This window comes from Enterococcus sp. DIV1059_2, from assembly GCF_051713685.1.
Taxonomy (GTDB): domain Bacteria; phylum Bacillota; class Bacilli; order Lactobacillales; family Enterococcaceae; genus Enterococcus_D; species Enterococcus_D casseliflavus.
This window is the reverse complement of sequence record NZ_JBIOQK010000001.1, coordinates 2,112,674-2,132,056: the sequence shown is the minus strand read 5'-3', so window position 1 is coordinate 2,132,056 and position 19,383 is coordinate 2,112,674. Positions and strand designations below refer to the sequence as shown.

Below are 19,383 nucleotides of genomic sequence, written 5' to 3'. Positions count from 1 at the left end.
AATGAATGGAACTTTCATTCATTTGAAAAAGGGAGAAAACGAGGGATATCATGTACCAATCTTACATATGGGATTTTGACGGAACACTTTACGACAGCTACCCAATCATGTTAAAAGCTTTTATCAAGACATTGAAGGAGTATGGCTTTGATCCAGATCCAGCGGAGATTTATTATATACTGAAAGATTCATCTTCCAAAAAAGTTGCTGAAAAATACAACTTAGATTTTCAAGAGTTCACTAAAGCATTCAAAGCAAATGAAGCGCTGGATGATCGTTTGCCGCTTTCCTTTGCAGGAACCAAAGAAACATTAGAAGCCGTGGTTGCTGCTGGGGGCAAGAACTACATTTTGACCCACCGCGATGTCGTCTCAACGAAAGAGTTGTTAGAAAAAGAACAGATGGCAGACCTGATCGTTGAGATCGTTGGCCCAGAAAACAACTTCCCCCGCAAACCGGATCCAACTTCCCTGATTTATCTTGTTGAAAAGTATCAACTAGACAAAGATCAGACTGTCATGATCGGCGATCGCACGATGGATGTTTTTGCAGGACAAGGAGCAGGTGTCAAGACGATATTTTATGATATAGAAGGTCTCTTAAAAGATGTATCTGCCGACCATACCGTCCAATCAATGGCTGAAATACAAGAAATCATTAAGTCTTGAGAAATCAAGGCTTTTTTTGTGGTGAAAATGTTCTTTCCTGTCCATTGATAACGATCATGAAATTACTTATCACAAAAGGTATGAGTACGTCGACTTTTTTTAAAATCGCTGGGTGATATACCATAATAGGCTTTAAAGACTTGAAAGAATTGACTGCGATCAGAGTAACCTAACAAGATAGCAATTTGATCGATCGAATGATCGGTATGCAATAAGTATTCCTTAGCTTTTTCCATTTTTTGCATCTTGACATAATCAGAAAATTTCATGGATGTATTCTTTTTGAAAAAAGTGGATAGATAAGTGGGATTGTAATGAAAATGACGTGCCAATTTTTTTAGTGTGATCGAATTTAAGTGCAGCTCAATATAATCAATGATTCCTTGAATATCCACCGATTCTTTTTTGAAAAGATTGCAGGAGGTAATCATCTCGTAGGACTGACTGATGTCTTCAATCATGATTGCCAAAAACAAAGTAATGATTCGAGGGTTTTTGTCTTTTTTTTGCCACTCGTAGTAAAAATTGTTGAAAGAGTTTAACGGTGAGGTGTCTCGGCTTTTAAAATATATGTAAGGTGTTTTCATTGGTGTCTCGTAAACGAATGGAAAGAAAAAAGGACTTACTTGTTCGTTATTTTTTAAGGCTGGAAAAAGATCTTTTTTAATAAATTTAGGTGGTGCTTGAATAATCATGATCACATCATTGTCTGACTGATCGATATGAAAAGGAATGGAAGGCGAGATCATTACGAAGTCATACCGATTGATTTTAATACAAGTATTTTCAATAAATAACGAACCCTGACCACTTCTTACATAAATAAAAATGGCCTCCTCGTAGTATTTTCTTTGAATCACTGTAGGGGAACCCTTCAATTTAGTCATTTTAAAGGACTGTTCGCCTTTAAGGGTTTGTGGCTGATTTTTTTTCTCCTCGTTCATTATATGCACCCCTTTGCTAATCTCTCCCACTCAGTACAGGTGAAATTATAGCAAATTTTAGAAAGGATAATTTTCGTTGAAAGCGCTTTGACAATATTGGAACATATGATGCCAAGAAAGTGTCATTTATGCTGATTTTTCGAAAAAAAAACACTCACTGAACCAAAGAATCCCCCTCGTTTCCTCACCATATACGGGCTATACTTTTCGTTATAGAAAACGATTTCAAAGGAGGTCATGAAAGAAGATGTCAGAAACAGTTTTAGAGCTTAAAGGTATCACTAAGACATTCCCTGGTGTCAAAGCACTTGATAATGTCCATTTCAAATTAGGCAAAGGCGAGATTCATGCACTGATGGGAGAAAATGGTGCAGGAAAATCAACCTTTATCAAAGTAATTACTGGCGTCCACCAGCCGGATGAAGGTGATATCTATCTTAACGGCAAGAAAGTATGTTTTAAAAATACCACCGAGTCAAGAGAAGCGGGAATTGCTGCCATTTACCAACACATCGTCGCATATCCTGATTTGACTGCTGCAGAAAATATTTTCTTGGGGCATGAGGTGACGAACGGTTTACTAAAAACACTTAACTGGAAGGCAATGAATGAGCAGGCGGATCGTCTTCTCAAAAGATTGAAAGCTAATTTTTCTGCAAAAGATCGGATGGGAGAGCTCTCAATCGCCCAGCAGCAGATTGTTGAAATAGCAAAAGCGCTCTCGCAGAAGGCCAATATCATTATCATGGATGAGCCTACTGCAGCTTTGACTGCTTCTGAAAGTGAAGAGCTTTATCAATTGGCGGAACGCTTGCGAGATGAGGGTAAATCGATCATTTTTATCTCTCATCGTTTTGAAGACATGTATCGCCTTGCTTCAAAAGTCACCGTTTTTCGGGATTCACAATATATTGGATGTTGGGATGTGAACGGAATCGCCAACCATGATTTAATCGTGGCGATGGTTGGCAGAGAAATCAACCAACTCTTTCCAAAACAAACGGTGACTCCCAAAGAAGAAGTACTTCGTGTGGAGCAGCTGTCGAAGATTGGCTATTACAAAAATATTAATCTCAGTGTTCGAGCAGGAGAAATCGTAGCTCTGACCGGTTTAGTAGGGGCAGGAAGAACTGAAGTAGTGGAATCGATTATTGGAATCAGCCAAGCGGATCAGGGAACGATTTATCTGGATGGGGAAAAATTCGTTCCGAAAAACCCAAACCATGCGCTCTCTCATGGAATCGGTCTGCTACCGGAAGACCGTCAAAAAGAAGGGCTGATTTTAGATTTTTCGATCGGTGATAATATTACTCTTTCCAACATGCGAAAAATTAGCAATTCAATTTGGCTAGCGCCCAAAAAAGAAAATCAGTTGGCTCAGGAGTTATCGAATAAGCTGGGAATTAAGTGTCGAAGTATCTCAGATAAAGCTTCCACGTTGTCAGGAGGGAATCAGCAGAAAATCGTTGTTGCAAAAATGCTTACCTCTTCTTTGAAGCTGATCATTCTCGATGAACCGACGAAAGGAGTAGATGTCGGAGCTAAAGCGGCTATCTATGAAATTGTCAGCGATCTTGCTTCTAAAGGTTATGCAGTTCTAATGATCTCTTCGGAGATGCCTGAAGTTTTGGGCATGGCTGATCGTATCTATGTCATGAAGGAAGGGAAAATCACTGGCGAGATGTCAGGGAAAGAAGCCACACAGGAACGTATTCTGGCCCTTGCGATGATCGCCCAGGATGTTGAGAAGGTGTCCAGCAACTCTGAAAAAATAAAGGAGGTTTTGTAATGGAACTTAATGAGTTGCAAAAGCAAAACGGATTTGGTATCAAGCGATTAAAAGATAAACTTCCTAATTCACGGGAACTTGGATTGATCTTATTTATTTTAGTAGCATCAGTATTTATCCAAACTCAAAACAGCAGTTTTCTGACAATGGTCAATTTGACCGATATGTTGACCAACACTTCTATTTTGGCTATTTTGGCTGTGGGAATGATGATGGTTTTGATCACAGGCGGAATCGATCTTTCTGTGGGGGCAGTTGTTGCTTTATCTGGGATGTCCTCAGCGGTTTTTATCCGAGATTTTCCGAACATCCCGGTTATAGTTGCCGTGCTCGTGGGGCTTTTCGTGGGGCTTTTCTCAGGACTGGTCTTAGGCCTTTTGATTGCCAAAGGAAGGATCCTGCCGATTATTGCCTCACTGGGGATGATGAATGTCTATCGCGGTTTAACCTACATCGTTGGTGATAATCAATGGGTCAGTGCTTTTCAAATGACTGATGCTTTTAAAGAGATCGCAACAAGTTCATTTTTAGGTATAAATCATTTGATTTGGGCAGCTTTCATCGTTCTGGCAGTCTTCTATTATATTTTGAATTTTACTAGAAGTGGACGTCGCATGTATGCTGTGGGATCCAATGAAGAGGCTACGGCGATCACAGGGATCAGTAAAGAAAGAACGTTGATTCTTGTATACATGCTCAATGGTTTGCTTGCTGGCTTAGCGGGTGTTTTATGGGTCAGTAAGTTTGCTTCTGCACAAGGAGATACTGCTTCTGGGTATGAATTAAACGTGATTGCAGCTTGCGTATTAGGGGGTGTTAGTGTTAATGGAGGCGTAGGGAAAATTTCTGGCTTGATTACGGGGGCATTACTTTTCGGTATCTTGAATAATGCTTTGCCGTTGTTAAATGCGTCAACCTTTTGGGAGGATGCGATTCAAGGAGTGGTCATCGTTGCTGCTATTGTAATGAATGTATTAATGAAACGCCGGTCGGATGCTGCCGCACTGAAAAGGAGAGAATTGTAATGGCTAAAAGAAAAGAGACCGTTCCAGATTATGAAAAATCCCCATGGATGAGATTTCTTTTTTCTTGGGAAGTTATTCTGCTTTTGATACTGGTGGGGATCCAGATAATGAACAGTATGATTTCACCAAATTATTTAAACGCAGGTTCCATAAGTACAGCGATGATGAATTTCCTTGATAAATCTTTTATGATTTTTCCTATGACGATGATTTTACTTCTGGGGGAGATCGATATCTCTATCGGTTCAACCGTTGCTTTATCAGCGGTCGGCATGGGACTGGTTTATCAGCAGACCGGATCTATGGTAATTGCCATCGTTGCCTGTCTTATACTGGCATCTGTCTGTGGTTTGCTTAACGGGATCCTCGTCAATTTATTTCCTGAGTTGCCAACGATGATCATCACTTTGGCAACGCTAACGATTTACCGAGGGCTTGCTTATATATTATTGGAGAATCAGTCGATCTCAGGCTTTCCGGATTGGTTCCAACAATTGGGATGGGGAAAATTAGGGGAGATACCGCTGATTGCTCTTGCCTTTGTTTTTACAGCAATTGTTTTTTGTTTGATTATGACGAAGACAGCTTTTGGAAGAGAACTATATGCGATGGGAAGCAACAAAAAAGCAAGTTTGTTTTCAGGAATCAAAACGAAAAAGAATCTTTTAATCGTCTATACACTAATGGGGGCTATGGCTGGAATCACCGCTTTATTTTTGTCTTCAAGAATGTCTAGCGTTCGGGCAGATATTGCCTCTGGTTACGAGTTGGAAGTGATTTCCATGTGTGTCCTTGGCGGAATCAGTACTAGTGGAGGCAAAGGAAAAGTTTTTGGGCCGATTTTAGGAACCTTTATCATTGGTTTCTTAAGGTATGGTTTGGGAATCATCAATCTGCGAGCGCAGACGATTACGATGATTTTAGGTGTATTGCTGATTATCAGCGTTTTAATTACTAGATTTGATCTATCAAAAATCTCAACTAAATGGATGAAAAGAGGGACAATCAATGAAACTAAGTAAATGGATCGGTTTATCAATCGCCACAGCTGTCATGTTTTTAGCTGCTTGCGGCGATGGGCAGGAAAGTGCTGGAAATGTAGAGAATTCATCAGGAACTTACGCAATCGTGGCTAAAAGTGCTGGCAACCCGTTTAATGAGAAACAGATTGAGGGCTTCAAGAAGGCGATTGAAGAGCAAGGGTATCAAGTCATTGAAAAAACACCAGATCAGCCCACGGCAGAGCAGCAGATCAATATAATTCAAGAGTTGATCACACAAGGCGTGGATGGAATCGCCATCGCAGCAAACGATGAGAACGCATTGCAGCCTGCATTAAAGCAAGCAATGGATCAAGGCATTGCTGTCACGAGCTTTGACTCTGCAGTCAACCAAGAATCAAGACAGGCTCATGTAAATCAAGCCGACCCGAAAGCGATTGCTGTTGCAATGATGGATGCTGTCTTAGATCTGGCAGGAGGAGAGGGACAATTTGCAATTCTTTCCGCCACCAGTACTGCCACGAATCAAAATACTTGGATTGCTGGGATGGAAGAACTGATGGCAGAAGATGAAAAATATGCCGGACTTGAGCTTGTAAAAATTGCTTATGGAGATGACCTGAGAGATAAATCTACTTCTGAAACAGAGGCATTATTGCAATCTTTTCCTGATTTAAGGGTGATCATGTCACCTTCTACCGTCGGTATCGCAGCTGCCGCTAAAGTTGTTCAAGACAAAGGCGTTTCGGACAATATTAAAGTCACAGGACTGGGGCTTCCTTCTGAAATGGCAGCATACATTGACAATGATGTCTGCCCATATATGTATCTTTGGAATCCTATCGATATTGGCTATATGACCGGTTATTTGTTGACCGCATTGGCACAAGAAGACATTAGCGGTTCCGTAGGGGAAACATTTGAAGCAGGAGATTTAGGAACGAAAGAAATCACCGAAGCACCTGATGGCGGCACAGAGTCCTTCCTAGGAGAGCCGTTCCGATTTGATAGCAGCAACATCGACGAATGGAAAGAAGTCTATTAAAAAAATGGCAAAAAGAGTGCTTGAGGGAAACAAGCATCTTTTTGCATCTTAATCTGATTTACGGTAGTTTAATGGAGTCATACCAGTTCTTTTTTTGAAGAGACGACTGAAGTAAGATGAGTTTTTGATGCCGATTACCTCACTGATTTCTTTCATACTGAGTGAGGTAAATCGCAGCAGTTCTTTTGCATAAGATATTTTAGCTAAGAGATGGTATTCGATTGGCGGTACTCCTTGAAATTTCGTAAATTCTTTGCTGAGATGAAATTTATCACGATTGAAAGCTGTGGCTAGTTCGTCAAGGGTAACGGTTCTAGTGAGATTTGCTTCTAAATATGCACGAATCTCTTTTATATGGTAGGGAATGTCATCCTCAAAATCATTGGAATGATACTTGTTGAGGATAACCTCATTTAAGAGTTCGTGGATCAACAAAGATACTTTGAATTCGCTCTTACCACTTTTTTGCAAGAGCTGGTTTTGTATTTTTTGGATGATGGCTGGAATTTTTGAATTTGCAGACTGACATTTATTTGATCCTGATCGAAGAAAATAGTTGTAAAAAGTTTCTGTACCAAGACCATAAAAGTGAATCCAATCCATCTCCCATGGCTCATTACTGGAGGTGAAATAATGCTGGTATCTTTTGCAATCGATCAAAAAGAAACTATTTTTTTCAAGAGTATAGGTACTTCCTTCATAAAAAAGTGTTCCTTGCCCACTATGGGTAAATTTCAATAGGTAGGAAGGGTAATTTTCTCTTTCAGTAAAATAAGGTTTAGACGCCTTGAAATGACCAGTTTCTTGAACGTAGAAAAGCAGTTCTTTACACATCTGGCTAGGTGTTTCTATTAAATAAAGCGAATCTGGTGACCAATTTCGGTGATCATTTTGCCAGTAGGACATAAGTTTCCTCCTAATTTTTTCTATTTTAAGAGTAAACGGATAATGTAAGGGTTGTCAAGAGACTAAAATCCCCCCAAACGAAGTATGGTCGAAAAGAATATGAGAATCATATATTATAAAATTGACAGGTAATAGTGAAGGAGTGAAGATGTGATGATCAAAAAAGCGATCCGAATGAAATTGCTTGATGGGTATCAAGAACTTTATAAAAAACGTCATGACGAGTTATGGCCTGAAATGGTAGATATGCTTTCCCAGCATGGTGTTCAAAGCTATGAAATCTACTTAGATCCTAAGACAAATGATTTGTTTGGTATTTTAGAAATAACTGATGAGAAGCTTTGGGCACAAGCATCAAGGACGAAGGTCAATCAAAAATGGTGGGCATTTATGGAGGATATCATGGAAACAAATCCTGATTCTTCTCCCGTTTCTGAGTCATTGCTGAATGTCTTTCGTCTGAAAGAACATAGAAAAAATAAGTAATCAAAAAATCTGTTTAAAAAATCCCAAGAGTTCTGGGAAGCGCTGGATGTCTTTTAACTCTGACCTCTTATTCATGGTTAGGTCCTTGAAACTCAGTGAAAATCAGCGAATCATAAAAACCTCTTACAGGAAATGAGTTGTAAGAGGTTTTTAGATGTCCCTGAAAATATAAGAGCTGCATTATTTAAGAACTGCATGATCTTCTAGTCTCGACACAACAAACCAAAAACAAGTCACGCCATTTTTCGACTCAGCGCCATATTCGAAGGCATGAGAAGTCAAAATGGTTTTTACGATCGCTAAGCCGATGCCAGTTCCTTCTTTATGTCCTGCTTGATGTTGGACGCGTTGGTATCTTTCCCAAATAAGTTCGAGTTGTTCTGGAGGGATATCTTTTCCAGGGTTGATGACAGCAACTTTTGTTCCTGCAGATGTATTCGTTAATTTGATTAAGAGTCGTTCATTTTTAGGTGTATGGTTGATGCCATTGTTTATTAAATTACGCAAAACCTGTTCCATTTTTATGCGATCAAAAAGAGCATTTCCATTCGTACGATCTGCTTCAAAATCGACAGTGATGTCATATTGATTGGCGATCCCTCTTGCGTAAGCAACGACGGAGGAAACCACCTCGTATGTATTCCAGATTTCATTTTTAAGCTGTGTGTAGCCAGCTTGCATGATAGAGAAATCCATGATGTCATCGACCATAGCACTCATGCGGTGGGCTTCGCTGATAATTAGGTCCATATGTTCTTTTCGAAGGCGTTCGTCGCTTCCAGATACATCACGTACCATCTCCCCATAGCCAGTGATCAACGCGAGGGGGGAGCGTAGTTCATGAGAAACATTGGCAATCACTTCTTTTCGCAAGACGTCTACTCGCTGAAGTTCTGTGCTTAAGTCCGCAACTGATTCAGAAAGTGTACCTAATTCATCACTACGCTTAAGTTTGGGTACGGAATAAAGCTCGCCGTTGGTTAAGCGGATGATGGCTTCTTTGATGGTTTTGATCGGGCGAATAAAATGCTGTGCTAAAAAAAAGGAGATCGTTGACGCAAAAATAGTTAATATGATGGTGAATAGAAAGAGTTGCTGTCGATTCAAACTTTGAAGCGCTTCGATTTGAGTGATCGTATTGGAGAGCAAAAGGGCAGCTGGGCGTTGGAAAAGAGTGGTAGGAACGCCAATAAGAATGGCAGAAGACTTTTCAAAGTCTTCTACAGCACTCAGGCTCTCACCATCAAGGACAGTTGGTGCGTGAGATAACAACCAGTTGTATTCGTTGCTCAACCCATCTATGTTTAATTGTTGGCCATTGTTAAATGCCGCCAGAATTTCGCCATCCGCGTCGACTAAGAAAAGAGTCCCAACGATCGTTTTACTAAGAAAAAGTAATGGCTCTTCTGGTAAATCATCTGGATCTACTGCCATTTCTTCAATAGCGGCAGCTGTTTCCTGAACTGTTTCTAAAAGTGATTCTTTCGTTACATTGATATAATTTGGTTCAAAGAGCAAAATTTGAACAGTCCACAAAAAAGCGATGCCAATGATGACCAGCAGCATATTGGCGGACCAAAGCCGCACGAGTAATTTACTTTTGATGTAAGTAAAACCTAACCGACTAGTCTTCATAATCAAATTTATACCCAACGCCCCAAACCGTTTGGATCAACTCTCGGTAATCCCCTAGACGCTCTCGCAAGGACTTGATGTGTGTATCCACTGTTCTGGTATCTCCGAAATAATCAAAGCCCCAGACACCTTCTAAAATTGATTCTCGGCTCAAAGCGATATGATTATTTTTCGTCAAATAGACCAGCAGATCGAATTCTTTTGGTGTAAGCGGCAGAGGTTTCCCTTTGATCGTTACAGTATGAGAAAAAACATTGACTTCGAGATCACCAAAAACGATCTTTTCGAACTGAAACTGACTGCTTCGTTTCAACACAGCTTTGATGCGAGCCATCAGCTCTTTAGGGCTAAATGGCTTGGCAATATAATCATCGGCACCAAGATTGAAGCCAAAGAGTTTGTCATACTCTTCCTTTCGAGCGGTAATCATAATGACTGGCGTGTTACAGCTGCCTCTGATTTCCGAAAGCGTCTGAAAGCCATCTTTTCCCGGCATCATGACATCTAGGAGGATCAAATCGAATGAATGATTGGTTAATTTTTCCAAAGTTTCTTTTCCATCCGCTGCCTCAAAACATAGATACCCTTCGATTTCCGCATAAGTTTTCACTAGGGCACGCATATGGGTGTCATCATCAACGATCAATATTTTTTGCAAATTTATTCACATCCTTAAAAATAATTTATATTTTTTAAAGTATATCACAGCATAATCGCTGATTTAATAGGAAAATGACTCTTTGAAAAATAATTGTTCTTTCCCTCACAAGATCATCACAAATACACAATACTATAGAGGTATATTCAATCGAAAGGAGCGCTTTGGCGATGTATGACTATCATATGGTCAGAAAGAAAAAAGCAAAGAAAAATCGTAAGCTAGTCGGTCATTGGTTATACATAATCAGTCTTGCGCTTTTTATGGGGTTTTCTGCATGTTTGATTTACATTGTTCAAGTCGGCGTGATTGCAGGCGTCTCTTTGTCTGAAAGAATAGAAAATTTGTATTATAGTTCAAGATCGATCGAAACAAGTCGAGGGGCGATTTTTGATCGGCAGGGGACAGTGATCGCACAGGATATTCTTTCCTATACTGTTCGAGCGGTTCTTTCTGAAGATTACATTGACAATGGACGACCCATGTATCTAGACAGAGCGCGCTTTGAGGAGACCGCAACGATTCTTTCGGAGTATTTACCTATTTCTAACGAGCAAGTTTTGTCAATCTTGTCAGATGGTGCGAATCAAACAGATCCGCCTGTCTTTCAAGTGGAATTTGGCAATGTTGGCAGTGGTCTAAGTGTGACTACTCGAAATCAAATCGAAGCGGCGTTTGATGCAGCTGGAATCAACGGTATCTATTTCGATGCTCGTTCAAGTCGCAGTTATCCGAATGGTATCTTTTCTTCACATTTGATAGGGACAACGTCAGATGATGAAGAGATTCGAGTCGGAGTTTCTGGATTAGAATATGTACTGAACGACTTTTTGAAGAATCAAAATGGGCGAGAGTCCTTTCAAGTCAATGCTTCAGGGAATCCTGTTCCCGCAACCAATCAAACCGTAGAAGAAGGAGTAGATGGGAATGATGTTTGGACGACATTAGATGCTCATCTGCAGTTATTCACTGAATCAGTGATGGATGAAGTTATGGAACAAACACGACCAGAAAATCTAACGGCTTTATTGATGGATGCGAAAACTGGGGAGATTTTAACGATGGCTCAAAGACCTAGTTTTCATCCAGAGACCCAAGAAGGAATTACGGATGAACACTTTATTTGGCGTAATCTTTTTACGGAAGAGATGTATGAACCTGGTTCGACCTTGAAGCTGGCAACCGTTGCGGCAGCTATTGATGAAGGTGTTTTTGATCCGACGGAACGCTACAATCCTGTGAGTATGCAGATTGAAGATCGAGTCATCAATGACCACGACTCAGGAGCAAATGGTGAGTTGACGATGCGGCAAGCGTTAGCTTGGTCAAGCAACACTGGGATGGTTCGACTTCAGCAACGGATCGGTTTTGATAATTGGGCACAGTATTTAACTGATTTTGGATTAGGGAAAGTTACAGGAAGTGAGCTTCCTGGGGAAGTGCCTGGGATCTTACCTTCAAGAAATCGGGTGGATTATGCCATGAGTTCCTATGGCCATGCGATCGGCGTCAATCAGATGCAGATGATGCAGCTATTTAGTGCATTTGCCAATGGTGGCGAGATGATACGTCCGCAATTGATTCGGCGAGTAGGGGAAGAGACCCAAGTTTTTCCAGAAGTCGTTTCCCAGCCTATTTCACAAGCAGCAGCTGATGCTGTTTTAGAGTACATGACCGATGTAGTGACGGATGAACGTTATGGCACCGCTTATGATGTATACCAACTGACGAACCATGAGATTTCTGTCAAAACTGGGACTGCTCAGATCGCCAATGAGAATGGTCAAGGCTACATGACGGGAGAGTTTGATTATATTTATTCGGCGGTCTCCATCTACCCAACGGATGATCCACAGTTTATTCTTTACCTCACTATCAAGCGACCAGAAGAATACGATCGACATACATTAGCTAAAATCGCCAATCCCTTGATGGAGCGTTCGATGGCGCTGCAAAGTTTTCGTGAGTAAAAAAAGTTTCTTAACAGGAGCTTAAAAAGACCTAGATCATCTAAGAAATTTCATGCTGCAGCTGGTCAACTTCCCACAGGAATGATAGTCTTTAGAAAAGACAGGAAGGGTGCATCATCGATCCAATCTAGGGATGAATGGATAAACGATCGCGCTAAAGCTAACACATAAAGATTCATTGACGGAGGTGTCATATGAAAAAAATAAAATTTTTAATCAAAAGCATTTTTCTCATCGGGCTTCTTTATTTTGCAAGCCAGATGATCACATGGCAAGACGGGCGCTTGGCATTTCGTGATGCCCGACTCAACGAGATCACTCAATCTCTCTCGTCCCAATTTTCTCTTTCACAAGACACTTCAGCAAGGCCAGCGGCAGAAACGCCTGCCCAGACATATTTATATAATGAATCACGACAAGTGATCGAAGAAACCTTTGGGGAAGCGATCAATGAATCAGCGAATCGGTATGGACTGAACTGGACTTCCTATCACGATGATTTTCGTAACTTCATGATGGTGATGTATGATGAACATGATATTGCGCAAGGGATCTATACGAATCAAGACACGATTCTTATCGATGACACGCTAGGTATTGGGTCTTCAAAAGCAAGCGTTCGTAATCAGATGGGGACGCGTCAAGAAAGTCTACAACGAGGATCACGACGGTATCGCATCGATTCGGATGCCGACTATGATCTGTTCTTGCAAGACGATCAATTGATTACTTTTTTCTATGATGTTCATGCCGAAGATACAGTGACTGCGATCCAAATCATCAATCGCTCCCTAGAAACACGCCATGCGAATGATTTTCGCCAAAATCAAGCCGCCATTTTAAGCGGTTTACGAACACAGTTATTTGAATTAACGAATGCCACCCGAGTGAAATTTGGTTTGTCACCCCTTGGTTTCAGCGAAGCAACCAGTGAGACCGCCGTGAAGCATAGCCAAGACATGGCAGAACATCGATACTTTGACCATATCGGGTTAGATGGATCGACTCCATTTGATCGGATGCAAGAAGACGGGATCAGCTTCACTGCTGCAGGGGAGAATTTGGCATTTGGCCAGGCCAGCAGTATTTACGCCCATCAAGGTTTAATGAATTCAGAGGGACATCGGGCAACGATTCTAAATGATGAGTATCAATTTCTCGGGATCGGTATTGCGATCGATACCAGCGAACAGCCATATTATACAACGTTGTATCATCGAGGATCGGCGTCGTAAATTCCTGAATTGCTTGAAACTGATTAGTTAAAAAACACTGCTCATTTGAGATTGCTGCGTTAGCAGCATCAAGTGAGCAGTGTTTTTTTGTCGATAAAATGGTGTGCAGCAGTATTATTTAGTTTTGACGGTAGGCATGAGGAGAGCACTGATACTTCTTTTGAAACAGCTTATAGAAGAATGAGACATTTTTATAGCCGACTTGGTGTGCGATTTGTTCTACAGGTAGGGAAGAATTTCTCAACAATAAACTGGCTTGATTGAGTTTTAATTCTTGAAGGATCGTCACAAAGGATCGACCAAGCTGCTGACTGATACGGCGACTCAAATAGCTCGGGTTGTATCCAAATGCCTCCGCAACCGAAGCTAGTGTGCAAGTAGCGAAATGTTTCTCCAGATAGTCCAACACTTCTCCGAGGTACAGTTGGTCACTTTTTTGCGACTCGATCCGTTGTTTTTCCTGGAAGTTACGAACGAGTTCGGAAAAAATAATGATCATATAGGAATGGATGACCTCATGAGAACCGAAGGAGGGATTGAAGAACTGGGCCAAGACCCCGAAAATCGCATCAATCAAATAGTCGTTGTTACTCGTTTCAAACACTAAGTATTGATTGTGCTTTTGACTTTCAGATAACGCATTGATGGCAAAATCGGCGATCATGCTATTGGATGCTAACCGACTGAGCATCTGCGTGGAAAAGTACTCTTTACTGATCAAAAAGTTAATAACAATGTCGTCTTGATTTGTTTCGATAATTTGGTGGATCACCCCAGTATCTAGTAAGCAAAAGTCACCTGCCTTTAGGACCACTTTTTTCTCATTGATCATGATCGTGACTGTTCCAGAAAAAACATAATTCATTTCGATAAAATCATGCTGATGTAGTGGTGTAGAAGAAAAGCGTGCATGTTTTAAAATCAATAGCTGGCTTGTCTTAAGAAATCCGCTATCCTGCGGTCGTTTTCGTATGAGACGAGAAAGGTGTTTTTCGAAGGTATATTGGTAAATTGGCTCATTTTTCTCAGTGTAGACTTTCTTGAAATCCTCATAATTGTATGGAAGGGTTTGCGTCTTTTTAAGGGCTATTTCTTCAGTAGTCGTCAATTGTTGTAACTGCTGCAGAATGTTTTGTTTATCCATCGCTTTCTCCTTAGGTAAAAAATAGTCAATGAAATAGTAGAGTATCGTCATTGAAGACAGGTAGAGATAGTATATAATACTTGTATGGTAGCGTTATCAATTATCATAATCCGGATGATAATAATAGTCAATAGTACCAGCAAATTCGAAAGAAATGGGGAATCACCATGAACCACGACAAACCATCATTAGGGGATAAGATCCAAAGTACCCTTGGTCCATTTGCAAGTAAAGTCAATGGGAATATTTATATTACTTCAGTTAGGGATGCAATGTTAGCTTACATGCCATTCACCTTTATTGCGTCGATCTTTTTAATTATTGCTTTTTTTCCGATCCAACAAGTGACCGATTTTATTACTATGGTGTTGCGAACAGAAGATGCTAGTGTCTGGCAAGAGAAATTGCTCTATGTCAACAATGCCACACTCGCAATCGGTGGTTTGCTAGTTGTCATTTCCCTCGCAAAATCACTGGCAGAAAAACTTGAAACAAATGTTTTGCAATGTGTCTTAACTGCTTTTGTTTCCTTTTTACTATTAACACCGTTGGATGCAATGGAAGCAGGAACTTTTTTAGATATCACCCGCGTTAGCGCGCAATCGATGTTTTTAGCGATTATTGTCGGTATTTTTAGTACAGTTCTTTATAAAAAAATTGAGGACAAAGGAATCAAAATCAAAATGCCAGCAGCGGTACCACCTGCTGTTTCTGGACCATTTGAATCGGTGATTCCATCTTTTCTTGTCATCACGACGATTTGGGTCATCCGACTCATCATCGAAGCCTTATTTAACAGTGATGCCATGACGTTGATCAATGGGACCCTTGGGATTCCATTAACTATGTTAGGTGGCTCCCTAGTTGGAATGGTCGTTGTGAAAATTTTCGAGCAATTCTTGTGGTTTTTTGGCCTTCATGGAACTTCGATCATTCAAGCAGTGATGGACCCAATCCATCAAGTCCTTGAAGATCAAAATCGTGTGGCATCAGTGGCGGGAGAGATTCCAACGAATATTATCAGTATGAGCTTTCGGAATCATTTTGCCTCGATTGGCGTTGTCGGTGCGATCATTGCTATTTTGATCGTAGCAAAAAGCAAACAGTACAAAGAGGTTGGAAAGATTGCTAGTGTTCCTTATATTTTCAATATCGGTGAACCAGCGTTGTTCGGGATACCGTTAATGTTGAATTTCAGTTTTCTCATTCCCTTTGTTTTTGCGAATGCCGTCACAACGATCGTCGCTTACTTTGCCTTTTATTTCGGGTTAGTCCCGATCCCAACAGGGCTTGCACAAATTCCTTGGACGACTCCCCCGATCATTAGCGGCTATTTTGTCACTGGTAGTATCATGGGCGCATTGCTACAAATCGTCTTGATCGTGATCGCAACGGTGATTTGGTTGCCATTTATCAAAGTTGCTGATAAGCAGATCTGTATTGAAGAAGCACAATAACCCACGAAAGGAGCAGCGTATGAAAGAAACGATAACCATCAACGGGAAGACAAAGCCATTAACAGTGGATTTAAATGATCCGGTCCTTATTGAGTGGTCAATGACCAATCACCAAGGCTATCGATTGCAACTTTTCAATGAACAGCAGCAAGCAGTGTATGACGTTTCCAACATAGCCGCTTCTGAGAATAAAATGGCGGTCCATTTACCACAGCATCCACAGCGAAAAAAATATCAAGTCAAATTGACAGCAGGAGCAGGCAACGATGTCACCATTTACAGCAGTGTGTTTTTCACGATAGAAAAGCGTGAGCAACCTAAAGAAACCATGGGCAAGTGGATCACTCGCTTAGATGATCCAATTAAAAAAGAACGGTTTTATTTTTCAGAAGAGAAAAATAGCTGCTTGTCCCGCTCCTTCACACTGGAAAAGTGTCCTTCCTATGCAGTGATCGATTGCTGCGGGCTTGGTTTTTATCGCTTGTCTGTTAATGGAAAAACGGTATCAGATGTTTATTTAAACAGTGATGTAACGAACTATGATCGAGTCGTCTACTATGATACTTATGAGTTAACTGATTTTTTACAGGAGGGAGACAATCGGATCGAAGTTGAACTTGCGAATGGCTGGTACAACCCTGCTCCGATTGAGATTTTAGGTCGGTATAACATCCGCAAACAACTAGCGATCGGTAAACCTTGTTTCTGGGGGGAGCTTCAGTTAAATGACGGAGGAGAGAATCGCTACATTTACTCAGACAATCAGTGGCAAAGTAGTTTTGGGCCTTATTTGCAAAACAATCTTTATATAGGAGAAATCGTTACCGATGTACCTGATCCTCGACCAGAAGGAAAAACGGTACAAATTGCTGGTCCCGCGGGACGTTTTAAGCCAAGCTTTATTCCTAAAATCAAGCGCACACAATCGATCGTTCCCAAAAAAATGACCGAAACTGCAGCGGGACTGCTCATTGACTTCGGTCAAATCATCAGCGGTCAATTTGCTTGTACACTTGAGAAAGATTTCATTGGTCAGATCAGAATCAGCTATGCAGAAACATTAGATGAGAAAGGCAACCCTGATTATACGTCTACGATCAGTGGAACTTATGGCATATACGATCCCTATGAAGGCAAGCAGCCAGATGATCCCATCGTTCAACGAGACATCATTGAGAAAACGGCAGCGAGGACGTTCGTTTTTGAAAACCGCTACACGTATCATTCCTTTCGCTATGCGTTGATCGAGACGAAACCTGCTAACAACCTTCAAGCGAAGGTGGGCGCAATCAAAGCCTATCGCCTGCATACGGATGTGAAATCGTTGGTAACCCTTGAAACCTCCGATCCCTTCTTGAATCAGTTATGGGCGGTTGGCCAAGCCACGCGGTTGAACAACATCCACTCGTATTTTGAGGACTGCACCCGTGAGCGGTTCGGATATGGCGGAGACATCGTCGCTTTATTGCCAACACAGATGGCAGATCTGGCGATTGCGCCGTTGTTGGAAAAAGTGTTGTGGGATTTTGCCAACGACCAACGACCGGATGGTGCAATGACTGCAACTGCGCCATTTGTAGGAATCATGACAAATGGTCCATCAAATGGTGGTGGTGCGTTAGGATGGCAATTGGTAGTTCCAGAGCTTGCTTTGGCATTGGTCAAGACCTATGGGAAACAAGCAGCGGTTGCCAAGCTGCGTCCACAGTTGGAACGGCACCTCAACTATTTACTCGCTTTTGATTTTGATTATATCGCCCAGTGCTGCCTCGGTGATTGGGGAGCAATTGATGAAACTCAGCAAAACGGGGTCATTACTTCGCCAGATCAGTCCTTTTGCTCTGCCTGCATGTATCTGCTTTTACTACAGCGTTACCAAGAATTGATCGACTTGAGGATCATTGGTAACGAGGACTATTGTCAGCGAGTGACAGCAGCGATCCAGTACACGACACAGCAAATCAAACAGCAGTTTTCTAAAGGAAATGAGCAATACGGTGCGGGCACCTTGTCTAGCATGATCTTTGCAATGAAAACAGGACTCAGTGAAAAAAAACAAATCTTGCCAAAATTAGTACAACGGATCAAGCAGCAAGAGGGGATTTTCTCTTTCGGCATCTTCGGGATGGCATGGAGTTATCAGTTGCTGGCTGAAGCTGGCTATAATGATATTATTTTTGATTGGTTAACGAGGAAATCTGCGCCTAGTTATGCAGAAATGCTGGCAAGTGGAAACGGCACTTTGATGGAACATTTTCCAACGCCGCAACATTCAGCCACTTACGAGGGTTCGTTGAATCATGCCATGTTTGCTTCTTATGGGTATTGGTTTGTCCGTCATTTATTAGGCATTCAGATGACAAGCGCTGGGATACTGATACAACCAGCCTTCGATGTACCTGTAGCTCATGTCAAAGGCTCCTTACAAAGTACGTTTGGACTAGTAACTTTAAGCTGGGAAAAGACTGATCGTACCGTTCGCTTAACGGTGGAGTTGCCACGAACATGTGGCTATGAAATCAGTCAGATGAAAGGTTTTAGAAAAGTCAGCGAGAAAATAGAGGATGTGAGGAGTCAAAAGAAAGTTACCTGTCACTATACGATTACTTCTTAGCTGGTGAAAAAGTCGACACGTGGAAAGTGTTGACTTTTTTTCTGTCCTTGATTACTTTTTGCGTATTTCATCTATGAGGTGGTGAAAATGGATCAATGGAAGCTGCTCAAAGACTATTGGCGATTTGCAGTTGGTGGTGCTGTTTTGATGGTTTTGCTGATCATCTGGTTCGTACCGTTCTCGCAAAACAAAGAAACAAACTGGCAATCAATGGCAGATGCAGCAGGTCAATCGTCTGAAATGGGGGAAGGTGGAACCCTTCAAGAAGATGGTCTTCACGATGAAGAGTATGAGATCGTTATCGATGTCAAAGGAGAAGTGCACCAACCGGGCATTTATCGTTTAAAATCAGGTGCGCGGATGTATGAATTGATTGAACAAGCAGGTGGTTTGACAGAAGAGGCGTTAGAAACAGCCATAAACTTAGCACAGGTGTTGCAAGATCAACAGATGGTGATCGTCCCGCATAAAGAGGATCAAGCGTTTACGGAGATGAATGCTTCAGGAGTAGGTGGCAGCCAGACAGCAGTGACACAAATCAATCTGAATCAAGCCAATGCGCAGCAACTGCAAGAACTGCCAGGCGTGGGTGCCAAAAAAGCAGAAGCAATCATCGCTTACCGCGAAGAATATGGCTTTTTTAAACAGATTGATGACCTAAAAAAGATCACAGGCATCGGAGAGAAGACCTTTGAGTCCGTGAAAGAGATGATTACAGTGACGGACTGAACCAAATAAAAGTAAGAAATACTAAGAAATGACGGTTGAAAATTCAAGAAATTCGATTAGAATAGAACTAATCAATC

Annotated in this window: 16 protein-coding genes; 11 read left to right on the top strand and 5 right to left on the bottom strand. The window is 41.4% G+C overall.

The window, feature by feature from the left end; genetic code table 11:
- The first annotated feature begins 50 nt into the window (after nt 1–50).
- A complete protein-coding gene (locus IGI72_RS09925; RefSeq protein ID WP_005230151.1) occupies nt 51–668 on the top strand; it encodes an HAD-IA family hydrolase in 618 nt (205 codons plus the stop codon).
- Between the two features lie 62 nt (nt 669–730).
- Here IGI72_RS09925 and IGI72_RS09920 read toward each other — a convergent pair whose 3' ends face one another.
- Nucleotides 731–1,612 (bottom strand): helix-turn-helix domain-containing protein, encoded by an 882-nt coding sequence (locus tag IGI72_RS09920; protein WP_438754003.1) that lies wholly within the window; start codon nt 1,610–1,612, stop codon nt 731–733.
- A 247-nt stretch (nt 1,613–1,859) separates the two neighbouring features.
- Between IGI72_RS09920 and IGI72_RS09915 the strand changes: the two genes are divergently transcribed.
- From IGI72_RS09915 to IGI72_RS09900, 4 genes are read left to right on the top strand one after another with little or no spacing between them, the layout of a single operon-like run.
- Nucleotides 1,860–3,401 carry a sugar ABC transporter ATP-binding protein gene (locus IGI72_RS09915; RefSeq protein WP_438754001.1) on the top strand — a complete coding sequence of 514 codons (1,542 nt, stop codon included), beginning with the start codon at nt 1,860–1,862 and terminating at the stop codon, nt 3,399–3,401.
- Nucleotides 3,401–4,426, top strand: a complete 1,026-nt coding sequence (locus IGI72_RS09910) for an ABC transporter permease (RefSeq protein ID WP_438753999.1) — start codon at nt 3,401–3,403, stop codon at nt 4,424–4,426. Before IGI72_RS09915 ends, IGI72_RS09910 begins: the two co-directional genes overlap by 1 nt.
- Nucleotides 4,426–5,448: an ABC transporter permease gene (locus tag IGI72_RS09905; protein ID WP_438753997.1), complete on the top strand. Its 1,023-nt coding sequence runs from the start codon at nt 4,426–4,428 to the stop codon at nt 5,446–5,448. Before IGI72_RS09910 ends, IGI72_RS09905 begins: the two co-directional genes overlap by 1 nt.
- Nucleotides 5,435–6,472, top strand: a complete 1,038-nt coding sequence (locus tag IGI72_RS09900) for a rhamnose ABC transporter substrate-binding protein (protein WP_333719222.1) — start codon at nt 5,435–5,437, stop codon at nt 6,470–6,472. Before IGI72_RS09905 ends, IGI72_RS09900 begins: the two co-directional genes overlap by 14 nt.
- 48 nt (nt 6,473–6,520) lie before the next feature.
- Here the strand turns inward: IGI72_RS09900 and IGI72_RS09895 are convergent, their stop codons facing one another.
- On the bottom strand, nt 6,521–7,378 hold the full coding sequence (locus IGI72_RS09895) for an AraC family transcriptional regulator (RefSeq protein ID WP_074535263.1): 858 nt from the start codon (nt 7,376–7,378) through the stop codon (nt 6,521–6,523).
- 153 nt (nt 7,379–7,531) lie between these two features.
- Between IGI72_RS09895 and rhaM the strand changes: the two genes are divergently transcribed.
- Entirely contained in the window at nt 7,532–7,864 is a 333-nt protein-coding gene (rhaM, locus tag IGI72_RS09890; RefSeq protein ID WP_438755082.1) for an L-rhamnose mutarotase, read from the top strand.
- Between the two features lie 180 nt (nt 7,865–8,044).
- On the opposite strand, the gene IGI72_RS09885 is transcribed toward rhaM, so the two are convergent.
- Entirely contained in the window at nt 8,045–9,499 is a 1,455-nt protein-coding gene (locus tag IGI72_RS09885) for an ATP-binding protein (RefSeq protein WP_438753994.1), read from the bottom strand.
- Nucleotides 9,489–10,157: a response regulator transcription factor gene (locus IGI72_RS09880; RefSeq protein ID WP_074932592.1), complete on the bottom strand. Its 669-nt coding sequence runs from the start codon at nt 10,155–10,157 to the stop codon at nt 9,489–9,491. Before IGI72_RS09880 ends, IGI72_RS09885 begins: the two co-directional genes overlap by 11 nt.
- A gap of 170 nt (nt 10,158–10,327) precedes the next feature.
- On the opposite strand from IGI72_RS09880, the gene IGI72_RS09875 reads away from it, so the two are divergent.
- Nucleotides 10,328–12,127: a penicillin-binding transpeptidase domain-containing protein gene (locus IGI72_RS09875; protein WP_438753991.1), complete on the top strand. Its 1,800-nt coding sequence runs from the start codon at nt 10,328–10,330 to the stop codon at nt 12,125–12,127.
- A 194-nt stretch (nt 12,128–12,321) separates the two neighbouring features.
- Nucleotides 12,322–13,362, top strand: coding sequence for a CAP domain-containing protein (locus IGI72_RS09870; protein ID WP_060792178.1), 1,041 nt, complete (start codon nt 12,322–12,324; stop codon nt 13,360–13,362).
- 118 nt (nt 13,363–13,480) lie between these two features.
- Here the strand turns inward: IGI72_RS09870 and IGI72_RS09865 are convergent, their stop codons facing one another.
- Nucleotides 13,481–14,506: an AraC family transcriptional regulator gene (locus IGI72_RS09865; protein ID WP_395997892.1), complete on the bottom strand. Its 1,026-nt coding sequence runs from the start codon at nt 14,504–14,506 to the stop codon at nt 13,481–13,483.
- A 167-nt stretch (nt 14,507–14,673) separates the two neighbouring features.
- On the opposite strand from IGI72_RS09865, the gene IGI72_RS09860 reads away from it, so the two are divergent.
- From IGI72_RS09860 to IGI72_RS09850, 3 genes are all read left to right on the top strand, one after another.
- Nucleotides 14,674–15,963 (top strand): PTS sugar transporter subunit IIC, encoded by a 1,290-nt coding sequence (locus IGI72_RS09860; protein WP_438753989.1) that lies wholly within the window; start codon nt 14,674–14,676, stop codon nt 15,961–15,963.
- Nucleotides 15,964–15,982: 19 nt separating this feature from the next.
- Entirely contained in the window at nt 15,983–18,577 is a 2,595-nt protein-coding gene (locus IGI72_RS09855; RefSeq protein WP_438753987.1) for a family 78 glycoside hydrolase catalytic domain, read from the top strand.
- A gap of 87 nt (nt 18,578–18,664) precedes the next feature.
- The gene (locus IGI72_RS09850; RefSeq protein ID WP_438753985.1) at nt 18,665–19,306 is read left to right on the top strand and encodes a helix-hairpin-helix domain-containing protein; all 642 of its coding nucleotides are present in this window, start codon (nt 18,665–18,667) and stop codon (nt 19,304–19,306) included.
- Nucleotides 19,307–19,383: the final 77 nt, after the last annotated feature.

Bases quoted from the DNA above. Each gene is read 5' to 3' on its own strand.
- rhaM (WP_438755082.1), top strand. From the start codon at position 7,532: ATGATCAAAAAAGCGATCCGAATGAAATTGCTTGATGGGTATCAAGAA.
- IGI72_RS09905 (WP_438753997.1), top strand. From the start codon at position 4,426: ATGGCTAAAAGAAAAGAGACCGTTCCAGATTATGAAAAATCCCCATGG.
- IGI72_RS09870 (WP_060792178.1), top strand. From the start codon at position 12,322: ATGAAAAAAATAAAATTTTTAATCAAAAGCATTTTTCTCATCGGGCTT.
- IGI72_RS09885 (WP_438753994.1), bottom strand. From the start codon at position 9,499: ATGAAGACTAGTCGGTTAGGTTTTACTTACATCAAAAGTAAATTACTC.
- IGI72_RS09920 (WP_438754003.1), bottom strand. From the start codon at position 1,612: ATGAACGAGGAGAAAAAAAATCAGCCACAAACCCTTAAAGGCGAACAG.
- IGI72_RS09900 (WP_333719222.1), top strand. From the start codon at position 5,435: ATGAAACTAAGTAAATGGATCGGTTTATCAATCGCCACAGCTGTCATG.
- IGI72_RS09910 (WP_438753999.1), top strand. From the start codon at position 3,401: ATGGAACTTAATGAGTTGCAAAAGCAAAACGGATTTGGTATCAAGCGA.
- IGI72_RS09850 (WP_438753985.1), top strand. From the start codon at position 18,665: ATGGATCAATGGAAGCTGCTCAAAGACTATTGGCGATTTGCAGTTGGT.
- IGI72_RS09860 (WP_438753989.1), top strand. From the start codon at position 14,674: ATGAACCACGACAAACCATCATTAGGGGATAAGATCCAAAGTACCCTT.
- IGI72_RS09925 (WP_005230151.1), top strand. From the start codon at position 51: ATGTACCAATCTTACATATGGGATTTTGACGGAACACTTTACGACAGC.
- IGI72_RS09895 (WP_074535263.1), bottom strand. From the start codon at position 7,378: ATGTCCTACTGGCAAAATGATCACCGAAATTGGTCACCAGATTCGCTT.
- IGI72_RS09915 (WP_438754001.1), top strand. From the start codon at position 1,860: ATGTCAGAAACAGTTTTAGAGCTTAAAGGTATCACTAAGACATTCCCT.
- IGI72_RS09865 (WP_395997892.1), bottom strand. From the start codon at position 14,506: ATGGATAAACAAAACATTCTGCAGCAGTTACAACAATTGACGACTACT.
- IGI72_RS09855 (WP_438753987.1), top strand. From the start codon at position 15,983: ATGAAAGAAACGATAACCATCAACGGGAAGACAAAGCCATTAACAGTG.
- IGI72_RS09875 (WP_438753991.1), top strand. From the start codon at position 10,328: ATGTATGACTATCATATGGTCAGAAAGAAAAAAGCAAAGAAAAATCGT.